This window comes from Nocardioides sp. P4_G10 (genome assembly GCF_056401175.1).
This window is the reverse complement of sequence record NZ_JBFUJV010000011.1, coordinates 67,493-82,536: the sequence shown is the minus strand read 5'-3', so window position 1 is coordinate 82,536 and position 15,044 is coordinate 67,493. Positions and strand designations below refer to the sequence as shown.

The 15,044-nt window shown below is 71.1% G+C and carries 14 protein-coding genes and 1 riboswitch; of the genes, 13 read left to right on the top strand and 1 reads right to left on the bottom strand.

Annotation, left to right across the window (positions count from 1 at the left end; translation table 11 throughout):
* Positions 1 to 153: 153 nt before the first annotated feature.
* The 13 genes from AC1DP1_RS13135 (at position 154) to AC1DP1_RS13075 (ending at position 12,928) form a co-directional block, all read left to right on the top strand.
* Positions 154 to 1,503, top strand: a complete 1,350-nt coding sequence (locus tag AC1DP1_RS13135; protein ID WP_477507208.1) for a hemolysin family protein — start codon at positions 154 to 156, stop codon at positions 1,501 to 1,503.
* On the top strand, positions 1,493 to 2,557 hold the full coding sequence (locus tag AC1DP1_RS13130) for a hemolysin family protein (protein WP_477507207.1): 1,065 nt from the start codon (positions 1,493 to 1,495) through the stop codon (positions 2,555 to 2,557). Before AC1DP1_RS13135 ends, AC1DP1_RS13130 begins: the two co-directional genes overlap by 11 nt.
* Before the next feature lie 14 nt (positions 2,558 to 2,571).
* Positions 2,572 to 3,177 carry a cardiolipin synthase ClsA gene (clsA, locus tag AC1DP1_RS13125; protein WP_477507261.1) on the top strand — a complete coding sequence of 202 codons (606 nt, stop codon included), beginning with the start codon at positions 2,572 to 2,574 and terminating at the stop codon, positions 3,175 to 3,177.
* On the top strand, positions 3,170 to 4,078 hold the full coding sequence (locus AC1DP1_RS13120; RefSeq protein ID WP_477507206.1) for a DUF881 domain-containing protein: 909 nt from the start codon (positions 3,170 to 3,172) through the stop codon (positions 4,076 to 4,078). The genes clsA and AC1DP1_RS13120 overlap by 8 nt, the downstream gene beginning before the upstream one ends.
* Entirely contained in the window at positions 4,075 to 4,407 is a 333-nt protein-coding gene (locus AC1DP1_RS13115) for a small basic family protein (RefSeq protein ID WP_191195582.1), read from the top strand. The genes AC1DP1_RS13120 and AC1DP1_RS13115 overlap by 4 nt, the downstream gene beginning before the upstream one ends.
* A 5-nt stretch (positions 4,408 to 4,412) precedes the next feature.
* Complete coding sequence (locus AC1DP1_RS13110; RefSeq protein ID WP_477507205.1) at positions 4,413 to 5,237, top strand: DUF881 domain-containing protein; 825 nt, start codon at positions 4,413 to 4,415, stop codon at positions 5,235 to 5,237.
* A gap of 59 nt (positions 5,238 to 5,296) precedes the next feature.
* A complete protein-coding gene (gene gcvH / locus AC1DP1_RS13105) occupies positions 5,297 to 5,683 on the top strand; it encodes a glycine cleavage system protein GcvH (RefSeq protein ID WP_457189847.1) in 387 nt (128 codons plus the stop codon).
* Positions 5,684 to 5,812: 129 nt separating this feature from the next.
* On the top strand, positions 5,813 to 6,325 hold the full coding sequence (locus AC1DP1_RS13100; protein ID WP_457189849.1) for an FHA domain-containing protein: 513 nt from the start codon (positions 5,813 to 5,815) through the stop codon (positions 6,323 to 6,325).
* Positions 6,326 to 6,328: 3 nt separating this feature from the next.
* Positions 6,329 to 7,069, top strand: a complete 741-nt coding sequence (ftsR, locus tag AC1DP1_RS13095; RefSeq protein ID WP_457189851.1) for a transcriptional regulator FtsR — start codon at positions 6,329 to 6,331, stop codon at positions 7,067 to 7,069.
* Between the two features lie 53 nt (positions 7,070 to 7,122).
* On the top strand, positions 7,123 to 7,590 hold the full coding sequence (locus tag AC1DP1_RS13090) for a bifunctional nuclease family protein (protein WP_457189853.1): 468 nt from the start codon (positions 7,123 to 7,125) through the stop codon (positions 7,588 to 7,590).
* Positions 7,591 to 7,833: 243 nt separating this feature from the next.
* Positions 7,834 to 8,400, top strand: coding sequence for a MerR family transcriptional regulator (locus tag AC1DP1_RS13085; RefSeq protein WP_477507260.1), 567 nt, complete (start codon positions 7,834 to 7,836; stop codon positions 8,398 to 8,400).
* A 95-nt stretch (positions 8,401 to 8,495) separates the two neighbouring features.
* A riboswitch (glycine riboswitch) is annotated at positions 8,496 to 8,603 on the top strand.
* Between the two features lie 64 nt (positions 8,604 to 8,667).
* Positions 8,668 to 11,535 (top strand): aminomethyl-transferring glycine dehydrogenase, encoded by a 2,868-nt coding sequence (gcvP, locus tag AC1DP1_RS13080; RefSeq protein ID WP_477507204.1) that lies wholly within the window; start codon positions 8,668 to 8,670, stop codon positions 11,533 to 11,535.
* 109 nt (positions 11,536 to 11,644) lie between these two features.
* The gene (locus AC1DP1_RS13075) at positions 11,645 to 12,928 is read left to right on the top strand and encodes a serine hydrolase domain-containing protein (protein ID WP_477507203.1); all 1,284 of its coding nucleotides are present in this window, start codon (positions 11,645 to 11,647) and stop codon (positions 12,926 to 12,928) included.
* A 22-nt stretch (positions 12,929 to 12,950) separates the two neighbouring features.
* Here the strand turns inward: AC1DP1_RS13075 and AC1DP1_RS13070 are convergent, their stop codons facing one another.
* Positions 12,951 to 15,029 carry an MDR family MFS transporter gene (locus AC1DP1_RS13070; RefSeq protein ID WP_477507202.1) on the bottom strand — a complete coding sequence of 693 codons (2,079 nt, stop codon included), beginning with the start codon at positions 15,027 to 15,029 and terminating at the stop codon, positions 12,951 to 12,953.
* Between the last annotated feature and the right edge of the window lie 15 nt (positions 15,030 to 15,044).

The following is a 15,044-nucleotide window of genomic DNA, read 5'->3' as shown; positions in this document are numbered from 1 at the left end:
GACAATGGTCCCGACCGCTACCCTGTGGGCGCCCGGGCGAGGCATCCACTGCCCGGCAACGACCTCGACAGCACGAGACGAAGGAACCCGCAGCAGCGCCATGGACGAGAGTCAAAGTCCCCGCACGACCGCACTGATCGCCTGGTGCGCGTCGTGACCCCCCTCCTGCTCCTGCTCGTGTCGTTGGCCCTCGTGGCCGCCTGTGGCCTGTTCGTGGCCGCCGAGTTCTCCCTGGTCACCGTCGACCGGCCCAGCGTCGAGCGCGCCGCGGCCTCCGGTGACGAGGGAGCCCGCGGCGTCCAGCTGGCGCTCCGCTCGCTGTCGACGCAGCTCTCGGGCGCCCAGGTCGGCATCACCGTGACCAACCTGGCGATCGGGTTCCTCGCCGAGCCGGCGATCGCCGACCTCATCGACGACCCGCTGGCGTCAGCCGGCGTGCCCGAGAGCGTGGTCACGCCGCTGGCGCTCGCACTCGGCCTGGTCCTCGGCACCGTGGTGACGATGATCTTCGGCGAGATGGTGCCCAAGAACATCGCCATCGCCCGGCCGCTCCAGACCGCCCGCAGCACCCAGGGCTTCATGCGCGGCTTCACCGCCCTCACGCGCGGACCCATCCGGGCGCTCAACGGGTCGGCCAACGCGATCGTCCGCCGCCTCGGCATCGAGCCGCAGGAGGAGCTCCGCTCCGCGCGGAGCTCGCAGGAGCTCGCCTCGCTCGTGCAGCGGTCCGCCGTCCAGGGCACCCTCGACGCCGACACGGCCGAGCTCGTCGAGCGCTCGGTCGAGTTCGGCACGCGCACGGCCGGCGAGATCATGACCCCCCGCGTGCGGACCACGACGGTCGAGGACGGCGACCGCGTCTCCGCGGTCATCGACCTGGCGCGCCAGACCGGCCACTCCCGTTTCCCGGTCCTGGATTCCGAGGACACCGTGGTCGGCACGGTGCACGTCAAGCACGCCGTCGCCGTGCCGGTTCACGAGCGGTCCACGACCCGCATCAAGCACGTCATGGTCAGGCCCGTCGTCGTGCCCGACAGCCTCCGGCTCGACCCGCTGATGGCGCTGCTGCGCCAGGACGGCTTCCAGATGGCCATCGTGCTCGACGAGTACGGCGGCCACGCGGGCATCGTGACGCTCGAGGACGTCGTCGAGGAGATCGTCGGCGACATCTCCGACGAGCACGACCGACTCGGCGCGCGCATCCGCCAGCGCCGCGACGGGACGTGGACCCTCTCGGGCCTCCTGCGGCCCGACGAGGTGGAGGACGTCACCGACATCGAGCTGCCCGACCACGACGACTACGACACCGTCGCCGGCCTCGTCATGCGCGAGCTGGGCAAGATCCCGGAGCCGGGCGACCGCGTCGAGCTGCCGGTGCCCGACCGCAGCGACCCCAACGAGGTGCGCGAGCGCCTCGTGACCCTGACCGTGCAGCGGATGGACGGCCTGCGCATCGACCGTCTCGACCTCGTCCTGGTGGGAGAGGTCGACCGTGAACAGTGACCTCTTCGGCGTCGGCCTGGCTGTCGTCCTGCTCGCCTTCAACGCCTTCTTCGTGGGCGCCGAGTTCGCCCTGCTCGCCGCGCGCCGCAGTCAGATCGAGCCGAAGGCGCAGGAGGGCTCCCGCTCCGCTCGCACCACCCTGCGGGCCATGGAGAACGTCTCGCTCGTGATGGCGGGCGCCCAGCTCGGCATCACCGTCTGCTCGCTGGGGCTCGGTGCCATCGGCGAGCCCGCGGTCGCCCACCTCCTGGAGCCGGTGTTCCACGCCGCCCGGATGCCCGACAACCTGCTGCACCCGGTGTCGTTCGTGGTCGCGATGTCGGTCGTGGTCTACCTGCACGTCGTCCTCGGCGAGATGGTGCCGAAGAACATCGCGCTCGCCGGTGCCGACCGGGCGGCCATGGTCCTCAGCCCGCCCATGATGGTGATCGTCACGGTGCTGCGCCCGCTGATCGGCGCCATGAACATGGCCGCCAACGGGGTGCTCCGTCTCCTGCGCATCGAGCCCAAGGACGAGGTGCACTCGAGCTTCACCCGGGAGGAGGTCGCCGCCCTCGTCGAGGAGTCGCGCGGCGAGGGCCTCATCGAGGCCGACGAGTACGACCGGCTCGCCGGCGCGCTCGGCTTCACCGAGAAGTCGGTCGCCTCGATCGTCATGGCTCCGGCCACCCTGGCCACCGTGGCGCCCGGCTCCACGGTCGCCGACGTCGAGGCGGTGTGCGCGGCCACCGGCTTCAGCCGCTTCCCGGTCGCCGGCGACGACGGCACCCTGCTGGGCTACCTCCACATCAAGGACGCCCTCGAGTCCGACGACGACAAGCGCTCGCGCGTGATCGAGGACAAGTGGATCCGGCCCTTCGCCTCGGTCCACCCCGGCGACCTCCTCCACGACGCGCTGGAGAGCCTCCAGGTCAAGGGGGCCCACATGGCGCGGGTCGTCGAGCGCGACGGGAGCGTGATCGGGCTGGTCACGCTCGAGGACGTGCTCGAGGAGCTCGTCGGCGAGATCCGCGACGCTGCGCACCACGACGTGTCCGGCGTCGAGGCGTACTGAGTGCTGGATAGGGTCTGACCGTGTCCGAGGAAGCCTCTCGCATCTGGACCGTGCCCAACATCATCAGTGTGGTGCGGCTTGCCGGCGTGCCCCTCTTCCTGTGGTTGGTGCTCGGACCGGAGGCCGACGCGATCGCACTCGTGGTGCTGATGGTCGCCGGTTTCACCGACTTCCTCGACGGGTGGCTCGCGCGACGGCTCGACCAGTACTCCAAGCTGGGGGAGATCCTCGACCCGGTGGCCGACCGGCTCTACATCCTGGCCGTGGTCCTCGGCCTCTACCTGCGCGACATCATCCCGTGGTGGGTCGCCATCGCCCTGCCGCTGCGCGACCTGCTGCTGTGGGGTCTCGTCCCGATCCTGCGCACCCGCGGCTACTCGGCCCTCCCGGTGCACTTCCTCGGCAAGGCCGCGACCTTCAACCTGCTCTACGCCTTCCCGCTGCTGCTCCTCGGCGAGGGCGACGGCATCGTCGCCACGCTCGCCCGCAACTTCGGGTGGGCCTTCGCGTGGTGGGGGATCGGGCTCTACTGGTGGGCGGGGGTCCTCTACGCCTGGCAGGTGCGCACCCTGGTGCGCGACACCCCACGTCGTACGTCGCCGGCAACCGACCATGGCTGACACCCGGACGGGCACCCCGACGGCGTCGAGCGAGCCCGATGCCGGCCGCCGGCTCCCCGAGCACGTCACCACCCCGCTGCTGACGCTGATCACCGCCCGGTCCATGGACGAGGACTACGCCCACGTGGCCCAGAAGCGGGCGGTCGCGGGCGACGCACGACCGCGTGCTGTGCGGCCGAACTGGTCGAGCTTCCTGGCCATCGCGGCGCTCGGCGTGATGGCGGCGGTCGTCGCCGTGCAGACCGACCGGGAGGCGCCTGCCAACGAGCTCAGCCGGGCCGCGCTCGTCCAGCAGATCGACACCCGCAGCGACGACGTCCGTGCCCTGCAGGCCGACGTCGCGCGGCTGACCCGCTTCAACGCCTCGGTCGCCAGCAACAGCACGAGGACCCAGACGGAGCTCGGCGACGCCGAGACCCGGGTGCGCCGTGCCGAGCTCACCACAGGGTTCTCGGCCGTGCACGGCCCGGGCGTGCGGATCACGGTCGACAACCGTCCCGGCGACGAGGTGGACGGGGAGGTGCTGGACGAGGACCTCGCCACCCTGGTCGACGGGTTGTTCGAGGCGGGTGCCGAAGCCGTGGCGATCAACGACCAGCGGATCAACGCGCTGGGCGGGATCCGCAACACCAACCGGGCCGTCCACGTCAACGGGCGCCCCGTCAACGCGCCCTACACGGTCTCGGCGATCGGTGACCCGCGCACGCTGCAGGCCCGACTCGTGGAGACCTCCCAGGGCCAGCAGTGGTTCGGCCGCGTCAACAACTTCGGGTTTGTGTACGAGGCCCAGAATGTCGACGACATCCGCTTGCCGGCTGCGCCCGAACGTGTCCTTCGTGATGTGATCGAGCTCGACGCCGAACCCTACGGCGGACCAGCACAGGAGGGGAGCTCGCCGTGATCGCCGCACTTGGCCTGCTCCTGGGCATCATCGCCGGGCTGGTCTTCGCCCCCGACGTGCCGCTCAGCCTGCAGAACTACCTGCCGATCGCGGTGGTGGCCGCCCTCGACGCCGTCTTCGGTGCGCTGCGCGCCTACCTCGACGGCATCTTCGACGACAAGGTGTTCGTCGTCTCCTTCGTGAGCAACGTCGTCGTCGCGGCGGCGATCGTCTACCTCGGCGACCAGCTCGGCGTCGGGTCCCAGCTCAGCACGGGCGTCGTCGTCGTGCTCGGCATCCGCATCTTCTCCAACGTCGCCGCGATCCGCAGGCACGTCTTCCACGCCTGATTCCCATGCCTGACCACGAATCCGATCCCCAGCCCGGTCACGAGGGCGAGCACGAGGCCGGTCATGAGGCGCACCACGCCCCCGCGCATCGCACCGACCCCGAGCCCGAGCCCGGCCGCGAGCGCCTGCGCCACGCCCTCATCCGGCCGTCGCGGCGACAGGTGGTCGTCGCGGTGCTGCTCGCGATCCTCGGCTTCGCCTTCGTCGTGCAGGTGCGCGACACCAAGGCCAACGACACCTACTCCGGGCTGCGCGAGAGCGAGCTGATCGAGGTGCTCGACGGGCTGACCGGGACGGCCGAGCGAGCCCGGCGCGAGGTCGGCCGGCTGGAGTCGCGGCGCGACGAGCTGACCAACGAGAGCCGGGCGCGGTCCGCCGCCCTCGACGAGGCCGAGCAACGGGTCCGGACCCTCAACATCATCGCCGGCCTGGTGCCCGTCACCGGCCCCGGCCTGCGGATGACCATCAACGAGTCGTCCAGCCGGGTCAACGTCGGGTCGCTGCTCGACACCGTGCAGGAGCTCCGCACGGCCGGCGCCGAGGCGATGGAGTTCAACGACTCGATCCGGGTCGGCGCGGACAGCTCGTTCGACAACGCCGTGGGCGGCATCGAGCTCGACGGCCAGCTCCTCGAGCCGCCCTACGTCCTCGAGGTGATCGGCGACCCGCACGTGCTGAAGACCGCGCTCACCTTCTCGACCGGGCCCGTCGAGACCCTGGAGACCTACGACGGAGCATCGGTCGAGATCGAGGAGCTCGAGGCGGTCGACATCACGAGCGTCCGCGACCCCTCGCGACCTGAGTATGCGGAGCCCGGCACCGGCCAGTAGCCTGCCGGACACCCCCCGCACCCCACCCACCCGACGCCCCACGGCACCTAGGAGTCCTCGTGTATCCGGAGAACCTCACGTACACCAGCGAGCACGAGTGGGTCCGCACCCCCGGAGACACCGAGGGCTCGGTCCGGGTCGGGATCACCGACTTCGCGCAGGATGCGCTCGGCGACATCGTGTACGTCTCCCTGCCCCAGGTCGGCGACCAGGTGACCGCGGGGGACACCTGCGGCGAGCTGGAGTCCACCAAGTCGGTCAGCGACATCTACGCCCCCGTGACCGGTGAGATCGTCGCCACCAACGGCTCCCTCGACGCCACTCCCGAGCTGGTGAACAGCGACCCCTACGAGGCCGGGTGGCTCTTCGAGGTGTCGGTCGCCGACAGCTCGCAGCTCGACGGCCTGATGGACGCCGCGGCGTACCAGGCCGGCCTCGAGGGCTGAGCCGCACCACCTGTCGTTCGGTGTTCCCTGACCGCCCGTCGTCGCCTCGAGCGGGCTGGTAGGTTCGGGGAAACCGTCAACCTCAACCCTCGGCTGAGGGTTGGGCGTCGATCCGTCGAGGAGCTTCCAATGCCGTTCTGCACCGCCTGTGGCCAGCAGAACCCTGACGATGCGCGCTTCTGTGCCCAGTGCGGCACCAAGCTGCACGCTGGGGAGGACACGGGCGCGAGCCCGGTCGAGACCACTGCGACCATCACCTTCGGGGCCCCGGACCAGCGCGAGTCCTCCGACCGCCAGCTCAGCCCGGTCGACGCCGCCGCGGTGGACGCCCTCCCCGAGGGCCACGCCCTGCTCGTCGTGCAGCGCGGGCCGAGCGCGGGCAGCCGCTTCCTCCTCGACGTCGACGTCGTGGGCGCCGGTCGCCACCCCGACAGCGAGATCTTCCTCGACGACGTCACCGTCTCCCGCCGTCACGCGGAGTTCCGTCGCACCGGCACGGGCTACGACGTCAGCGACGTGGGCAGCCTCAACGGCACCTACGTCAACCGCGACCGGATCGACTCCGTCGAGCTCAACGACGGCGACGAGGTCCAGATCGGCAAGTACCGCTTGGTGTTCTTCTCCTCCCACCCGGACAGCTGATCCGTGAGTGCCTCGACGGCCGCGGGCTCGAGTCGCGGCGCCCGCTACAACATCGGTCAGGTGCTCGACCAGCTGCGAGCGGACTTCCCGGGGGTCACCATCCCCAAGATCCGCTTCCTCGAGGACCAGGGGCTCGTCAAGCCGGAGCGCACCGCTGCCGGCTACCGCAAGTTCTCCGCCGACGACGTCTCGCGCCTGCGCTACATCCTGACGATGCAGCGTGACCACTACCTGCCGCTGAAGGTGATCGGCGACCACCTCGACGCCATCGACCGTGGGCTGGAGCCGCCCGCGATCGACTCCGTCGTGCCCACGGTGCCCAAGGTGGCGCTGAGCGCGGACGGGCTGCCGAGCCCCGAGTCGTTCCGGCGCACCAGCGACCTGCGCCTCTCGCGCCGCGAGCTGCTCAAGGTCGCCGAGATCACCGAGGAGCTGCTGGTCGAGCTCGAGCAGTACGGCCTGCTCAGCGCGCGCAGCGGCACCGGTCACTTCGACAGCGATGCGCTCGTCGTCGCCCAGACCGCGCGTGAGCTCGCCGACTTCGGCTTCGAGCCCCGGCACCTGCGCGCGTTCAAGACGGCCGCCGACCGGGAGGTCGGCCTCGTCCAGCAGGTCGTCGCACCCCTCGCGCGGGGCCGCGACGCTGCCGCCCGGGGGCGAGCCGAGGACGCCACGTCCGAGATCGCGGCGCTGTCGGTGCGCCTGCACGCGACCCTCGTGAAGGTCGGTCTCGACCGCGGCTGACCCGCCCGACCCGCCGCCGTGGTGGCATCAGGGCACATGAGTAGGGTGGACGCATGCGCGAAATGGACGTCGTCGGAGTCCGCGTCGAGATGCCCTCCAACCAGCCCATCGTGCTGTTGCGAGAGGTGACGGGGGAGCGCTACCTCCCGATCTGGATCGGAGCGGTCGAGGCGACCGCGATCGCCTTCGCCCAGCAGGGCGTCACCCCGCCCCGCCCGCTCACGCACGACCTGCTTCGCGACGTGCTCGAGGCCACCGGCCAGCGCCTCGACGAGGTCCGCATCGTCGACATGAAGGACGGCGTGTTCTTCGCGCAGCTGGTCTTCGACGGCGGGGCCGAGGTCGGTGCCCGCCCCTCGGACTCCATCGCGCTGGCACTGCGCACCGGCTCACGGATCGTGTGCGCCGAGGCGGTGCTCGACGAGGCCGGCCTGGCGGTGCCCGCCGAGCAGGAGGACGAGGTCGAGCGGTTCCGCGAGTTCCTCGACCACGTCTCACCCGACGACTTCGAGTCCCACTGACCACGGCGAGACCCTCACCCTCAAGTTGAGGTTGAGGGTTGCGACACGCCGCTGCGTGGATGGACAACCCGGAGGATCGGGCTTAGTTTGAACTGTCTCTGTTGTAACTCCACCGTTGTGGTTGTCGGGTCCTCCCGGCACCGGGCGGGCCCTTCCCCCAGGAGTTACCGCTCAGCGGAGGAACTGACCTGGAGGGTCACTGTGGCTAGCAACGAGAACGAGAAGGGCGCCGACGCCGCGCGCATGAAGGCCGAGGCCGAGGCCACCGACTTCGCCGAGGAGCAGGGTCTGCTCTTCGCCGACGACGTCTCGCCGCTCCCGAGCGACACCGGCTACCGCGGCCCGACGGCGTGCAACGCCGCCGGCATCACCTACCGCCAGCTCGACTACTGGGCCCGCACCGGCTTGGTCGAGCCGAGCGTCCGCGGCGCCGCCGGCTCCGGGTCGCAGCGGCTCTACTCCTTCCGCGACATCCTGATCCTCAAGGTCGTCAAGCGGCTCCTCGACGCCGGCATCTCGCTGCAGCAGATCCGCACCGCCACCGCCCACCTGCGCGAGCGCGGCACCGACGACCTGACGCGCGTGACGCTGATGAGCGACGGCGCCTCGGTCTACGAGTGCACCAGCAACGACGAGGTCATCGACCTGCTCCAGGGCGGGCAGGGCGTCTTCGGCATCGCCATCGGCGGTGTGTGGCGCGAGATCGAGGGCACCCTCGCCGAGCTGCCGTCCGAGCGCACCGCCGAGCAGGCCGCGCCGTCGGCCGGTGACGAGCTCGCCGCCCGCCGCGCTGCCCGGCAGACCGGCTGACCCGGCTCCGACCCTCCCGTTCCACCCACGAGGCCGCCCGTGAACCGGGCGGCTTCGGGCATTTCTGCCCTCCCCGGCTAGACTCGGTGGCGCCGACATCCCATGCGGGAGAGTCGCGGCGCGCGGTCCCTGGACCGGACGTCGCGCGCCGAAGGGGCAATTCCTCCCCGGAACCTCTCAGGCACCCGGACCGCGCTGGGTTGGCACTCTGGAGGTCACCGGACCGACAGAGGGGGAGGTCCAGCGACGCGACCTCAGGGAGCCTGCGTGCCCGACCTCACCCCGACCTCCGCCTCCAGCGCCGTCGAAGGGCTGGGCGAGTTCGTCGCCCGGCACATCGGCCCGGACGACGCCGCCGTCGCCCACATGCTCGAGGCCATCGGACACGAGTCGCTCGAGTCGCTGATGACGGCGGCGGTGCCCGACGGCATCCGCTCGGCCGCGGCGCTCGACCTCCCGGACGCCCTCGACGAGGAGGCCACGGCTCGCGCGCTGCGCACCCTCGCCTCGCAGAACCGTCCCGCAGAGGCCATGATCGGGCTGGGCTACCACGCGACCATCACGCCGGCGGTGATCCGGCGCAACGTGCTCGAGGACCCCTCCTGGTACACCGCCTACACGCCGTACCAGCCGGAGATCTCCCAGGGCCGCCTCGAGGCGCTGCTCAACTTCCAGACCGTCGTGGCCGACCTGACGGGCCTGCCCACCGCCAACGCCTCGCTGCTCGACGAGGGCACCGCTGCCGCGGAGGCGATGACGCTCGTACGCCGAGCGCAGCGCAACAAGACCGGGCCGTTCGTCGTCGACGCCGACGCCCTCCCGCAGACCATCGAGGTGGTCCGGACCCGTGCCGAGGGGATGGGCATCGAGGTCATCGTCGCCGACCTCGACGAGAGCCTGCCCGAGGGAGACCTCTGCGGCGTGCTGGTCCAGTACCCCGGTGCCTCCGGCGCGGTGCGTGACCCGCGTCCCGTCATCGAGGCCGCCCACGAGCGCGGCGCGCTGGCCGTCGTCGCGGCCGACCTCCTGGCCCTCGCCCTGCTCGAGGCGCCCGGCACCTTCGGCGCCGACGTCGTGGTCGGCTCGTCGCAGCGCTTCGGCGTACCCCTCTTCTACGGCGGTCCGCACGCCGGCTTCATGTCCGTCTCGGCCGGCCTCGAGCGCCACCTGCCCGGCCGTCTGGTGGGCGTGTCCGTCGACGCCGAGGGTCGCCCGGCCTACCGCCTCGCACTCCAGACCCGCGAGCAGCACATCCGCCGCGACAAGGCCACGTCCAACATCTGCACCGCGCAGGTGCTCCTCGCCGTCGTCGCGTCGATGTACGCCGTCTACCACGGTCCCGAGGGCCTGCGGCGGATCGCGCAGCGCACCCACGACCACGCCAGCCGCATCGCCGAGGCGCTGCGGGCCGGGGGAGTGGAGGTCGTCAACGACACCTGGTTCGACACGCTGACCGTGGCGGTCCCCGGCCGCGCCGGCGACGTCATCGCGGCGGCCCGCCAGGTCGGGCTGCACCTGCGGGTGATCGACGCCGACCACGTCGGTCTGTCGACGTCCGAGCGCACCAGCCCGTCGACCGTCTCGGCGGTGCTGCGCGCCTTCGGCGTGGCACCCGGCGACGACGGTGCGTCCACCGGTATGCCCGAGGACCTGCGCCGCACCACCGACTTCCTCACCCACGAGGTCTTCAACTCCCACCACAGCGAGACGCAGATGCTCCGCTACCTGCACCGGCTCTCGTCCCGCGACTACGCGCTCGACCGCGGCATGATCCCGCTCGGGTCCTGCACGATGAAGCTCAACGCGACCACCGAGATGGAGCCGATCAGCCTGCCCGGCTTCGCGGACCTCCACCCCTTCGCGCCCGCCCAGGACGCCACCGGCTACCGCGAGCTCGTCGACGACGTCGAGCGGTGGCTGGCAGAGGTCACCGGCTACGACCGGGTCTCGGTGCAGCCCAACGCCGGGTCCCAGGGTGAGCTGGCCGGCCTGCTGGCCATCCGCGGCTACCACCGGGCCAACGGCGACACCGGGCGCGACGTGTGCCTGATCCCGTCCTCGGCCCACGGCACCAACGCCGCGTCGGCCGTCATGGCCGGGATGAAGGTCGTCGTGGTGAAGGCCTCCGACGACGGGTCCGTCGACCTCGACGACCTGCTCGCGAAGTGCGACCAGCACGCCGAGACGCTCGCCGCGATCATGGTGACCTACCCCTCCACCCACGGGGCCTACGAGGACACCATCACCGACCTCTGCAAGATCGTCCACGACCACGGCGGCCAGGTCTACGTCGACGGGGCCAACCTCAACGCGCTGCTCGGCTGGGCGCGTCCCGGTGAGTTCGGCGGCGACGTGTCCCACCTCAACCTGCACAAGACCTTCTGCATCCCCCACGGCGGCGGGGGCCCCGGCGTCGGCCCGGTCGCCGTACGCGCCCACCTGGCGCCGTACCTGCCCTCGCACGCCTGGCACCCTGAGACCGAGAAGCGCGACGGCATCGGCCCGATCAGCGCCGCGCCCTACGGCTCCGCCGGCATCCTGCCGATCACGTGGGCCTACATCCGCATGATGGGCGCCCAGGGGTTGACCCGCGCGACGGCCGTCGCGGTCCTCTCGGCCAACTACGTCGCCCACCGCCTCGGGGAGCACTTCCCGGTGCTCTACCGCGGGCACGGCAACTTGGTGGCCCACGAGTGCATCCTCGACCTGCGGGGCATCACCAAGGCCAGCGGAGTGAGCGTCGACGACGTCGCCAAGCGGCTCGTCGACCACGGCTTCCACGCGCCCACGATGTCGTTCCCGGTGGCCGGCACGCTGATGGTGGAGCCCACCGAGTCCGAGGACCTCGCCGAGATCGACCGCTTCTGCGACGCGATGATCGCGATCCGCCAGGAGATCGCCCGCGTCGAGGCGGGGGAGTGGAGCCCGGAGGACTCGCCGCTGCGCCACGCGCCGCACACCGCACGCGCGCTCGTCGGCGAGTGGGACCGCTCCTACTCGCGCGAGCTCGGCGTGTTCCCGCGCGGCATCGACCCCGACAAGTACTGGCCGCCGGTGGCTCGCATCGACCAGGCCTACGGCGACCGCAACCTGGTCTGCGCGTGCCCCCCGCCGGAGGCGTTCGCACAGGACTGACCGGGCGGCGCTGCTCTAGGGTCGCACTCGTGAGCGAGCGGAGCGAGCGAGCCATTCGGCGCAGCGTGACACGTGCCTCATGTGCGCACGGAGCGAAGCGAGTACGTGCATGAGTCTGCAGCGTCAGCGACTGCTCGACGTCGCCCAGGCCGAGGGGCGGCTGACGTCCGTCGTCGGTGCGGTCTTCGACCGCTACGGCGCGGTGTGGGCGGGCGGGGCCGGGCAGGCGCCCGGCCTCGACGGCCAGTACCGCATCGGGTCGATCACCAAGACGATGACGGCCGTCCTGGTCGTCCAGGCCCGCGACGAGGGTCTGCTCGACCTCGATGACCCGCTCACCACGCACCTGGGCGACGTCGGCTACGGCGACGTGACGGTCCGCGACGCGCTCGCGCACTCGTCGGGGATGCAGAGCGAGCCCCGCGGCCCGTGGTGGGAGCGCACGCGGGGAGGTGACTTCACGGCCCTCGCCCTGGCCAACGACGGCAGCGGCCGGGTGGCGCCGGCGGGCGCGTGGTTCCACTACTCCAACCTCGGCTACGGCCTCCTCGGCGAGGTCGTCGCCCGACGGTTCGGGACGCCCTGGCGGGCGCTGGTGTCCGAGCGCCTCCTCCAGCCCCTCGGCATGCGGACGACGTCGTACCTGCCGCGTCCCGGTGCCCAGCCGGGCTGGAGCGTCGACCACTTCACCGGTGTCCGGGTCCACGAGCCGCTCACCGACACAGGGGCGATGGCTCCGGCCGGTCAGCTGTGGTCCACCCTCGCCGACCTCGTCACGTGGGGCCAGGCGCTCGGCGGTGCCCGCCCCGACGTGCTGGCGACCTCCTCGTTGGTGGAGATGCAGCGACCCGTGACCGCCGACTACGGGCTCGGGCTGATGCTGGGCATCCACCCCGGCGGGCGGCTGGTGGGGCACAACGGCTCGATGCCCGGCTTCCTGGCCGCCCTCCACGTGGATCCCGACAGCGGCATCGGGGCGGCGGTGCTCGCCAACGCGACCACGGGCATCGACCCGCGCGACCTCGCCGTGTCGCTCATCGAGGGCGACCCCGATGCCGAGGACTCCCGGCCGGCTCCGTGGCGCCCGACCCTCGCCGTCCCGGCGGAGGCCCACGACGTGCCGGGCCTGTGGTTCTGGGGCAACACCGCCTACGACGTGCGCTGGCACAACGACGGTGTCGAGATGCGGGCGATGGCGCGCGGCAACGTCGTGACCGACCGCTTCGAGCTGGTGCAGGGGACGCTGGTCGGCGTCTTGGGCTACCACCGCGGCGAGCGGCTCGACGTCGTACGCCGTCCGGACGGGTCGATCCGCAACCTCGAGTGCGCGACCTTCATCTACACGCACGTGCCCTACGACCCCGACGTGGGCATTCCCGGGGGTCACCCCTGAGCGTCACGCCGCTCGAACCTCATCAGTTCGGCGTCGCCTCGGGCGGAGTCGTCGCAGTGGGTTCGATGCCGACCGACACGAGCGGCCGCGAGTCCGCCTCCTCCCGCACGACGCGTCGTGCAATGCGAGCAACGACGGCGTCGACAGCCGCGGTGTCGGCCACGTCCACGTCCCGCAGGTTGCCGACCACCCAGCTGCGGAAGGTGTCGATCAGCTGGGTGACGGCCGCCCCACCCGTCGCGGTCATCCGAAGTTCCTGAAGGTCTCCCCGGACCAGGCGTCGGTCCAGCAGGTCCTCGAAGGCCGGCTGGAGGAGGATGGGAGGCACCGCGCGCGCCATCGCGATGTCCCGCACCGATGCCGTACGACCGCCCGCGGTGAGGCCGTCGACCTGCAGGAGCGCCCACACCCGGCCCTCGTCCATCCCCAGGTCCGCCTGCTCGAGCATCTCCAGGACTCCCTCGCGGCCACGCGCATAGAGGAGGTTCGCGACCCGCTGGGAGATCCGGTCCTCGGCGTTGCGGGCCTCGGGGAGACCGAAGCCCTCGCCGAGGTCCCGGGCACTCGGCTGGAGATCGTCGCTGAGCTTGACCTGGGGGAGGAACAGGGCGAGGACGAAGGCGATCAGGGCCACCGGCACCGCCCACAGGAACACGTGGCCGATGGCGGACGCGTAGGTGTCCAGGATCGGCGCGATGAGCGCGTCGTCCAGCTCGTGGAGGGAGGAGGGRGTCGCGAGGTCAGCGGGAGTCACCCCGGGAGCCTGGGCAAGAGCACCAGGCAGCTCACGGTCCAGGAAGTTGGAGTAGAGGGTGCCGAAGATCGCGGCGCCGAACGAGCTGCCCAGGGTGCGCAGGAAGGTGACGCCGGACGTGGCGACGCCGAGCTGGGCGTAGGGCACCGAGTTCTGCACGATGATCGTCAGCACCTGCATCGACATGCCGATGCCCAACCCCAGGATGAACATGTAGAGCGACGACAGGCCGGTCGATGTGGATGTGTCCATCCGCGACAGCAGGTAGAGACCGAGCGCCATCACCAGGGAGCCGACGACGGGGAACATCTTGTATCGGCCGGTGCGGCTCACCGCTATTCCGGAGCTGATCGAGGTCAGCAGCAACCCGGCGACCATCGGCAGCATGCGCAGACCCGACTCAGTCGCTGAGACGCCCTCGACGTACTGCAGGAACGTGGGAAGGAACGTCATCGCGCCGAGCATGGTGAAGCCGACGACGAAGGCGAGCGCCGAGCACACGGAGAACACCTTGCTGCGGAACAGACCCATCGGGAGGATCGGATCGGTGCCGCGGATCTCGACCAGGACGAACGCGGTCAGGGCGACGGCGCCGCCGATGAACAGGCCGATGATCGTGGCCGAGTCCCAGGCGTAGGTCGTGCCGCCCCAGCTCGTGGCCAGGATCCAGGCACCGGCACCCAGTCCGACCGTGACGATGCCCGGCCAGTCGATCTTCACCTGGCTCTGGCGCTCGACGGCGGGGATGGTCCGGTGGGCGGCGATGATGACGATCAGGGCGAACGGGACGTTGATGTAGAAGGCCCAGCGCCAGGAGAGCTGGTCGGTGAAGAACCCTCCGAGCAAGGGCCCGAGCACGGTGGTGACGCCGAAGACCGCGCCGAGTGCTCCCTGGTAACGACCACGCTCGCGCAGCGGGATGACATCGGCGATCAGCGCCGTGGCGGTGACCGTCAAGCCACCCGCACCGATCCCTTGGATGGCCCGGGACCCGATCAGCCACTCCATGCTGCCGGACAGGCCGCACAGTGCGGATCCGGTGATGAAGATGATGACGCTGGCCTGGAGGACGAGCTTGCGTCCGAAGAGATCGCCGAGCTTGCCGGCGACGGCAGAGGTGATCGTCTGCGCCAGCAGGTAGGACGTCACCACCCACGAGACATGGTTGCCCCCGCCGAGGTCGCCGACGATGGTCGGCAGCGCCGTCGAGACGATCGTGCTGTCGAGGGCCGCGAGCAGCATCCCCAGGGCAACGGTCGCGAACGCGATGGTGCGGCTTCGGCCGTAGAGAACGTTCGACCGCAGCGCGCCACCCTGATCAGGCTCTGCCTGCGCCAGTGCCGTCATCAGGCCCCCGAGTGA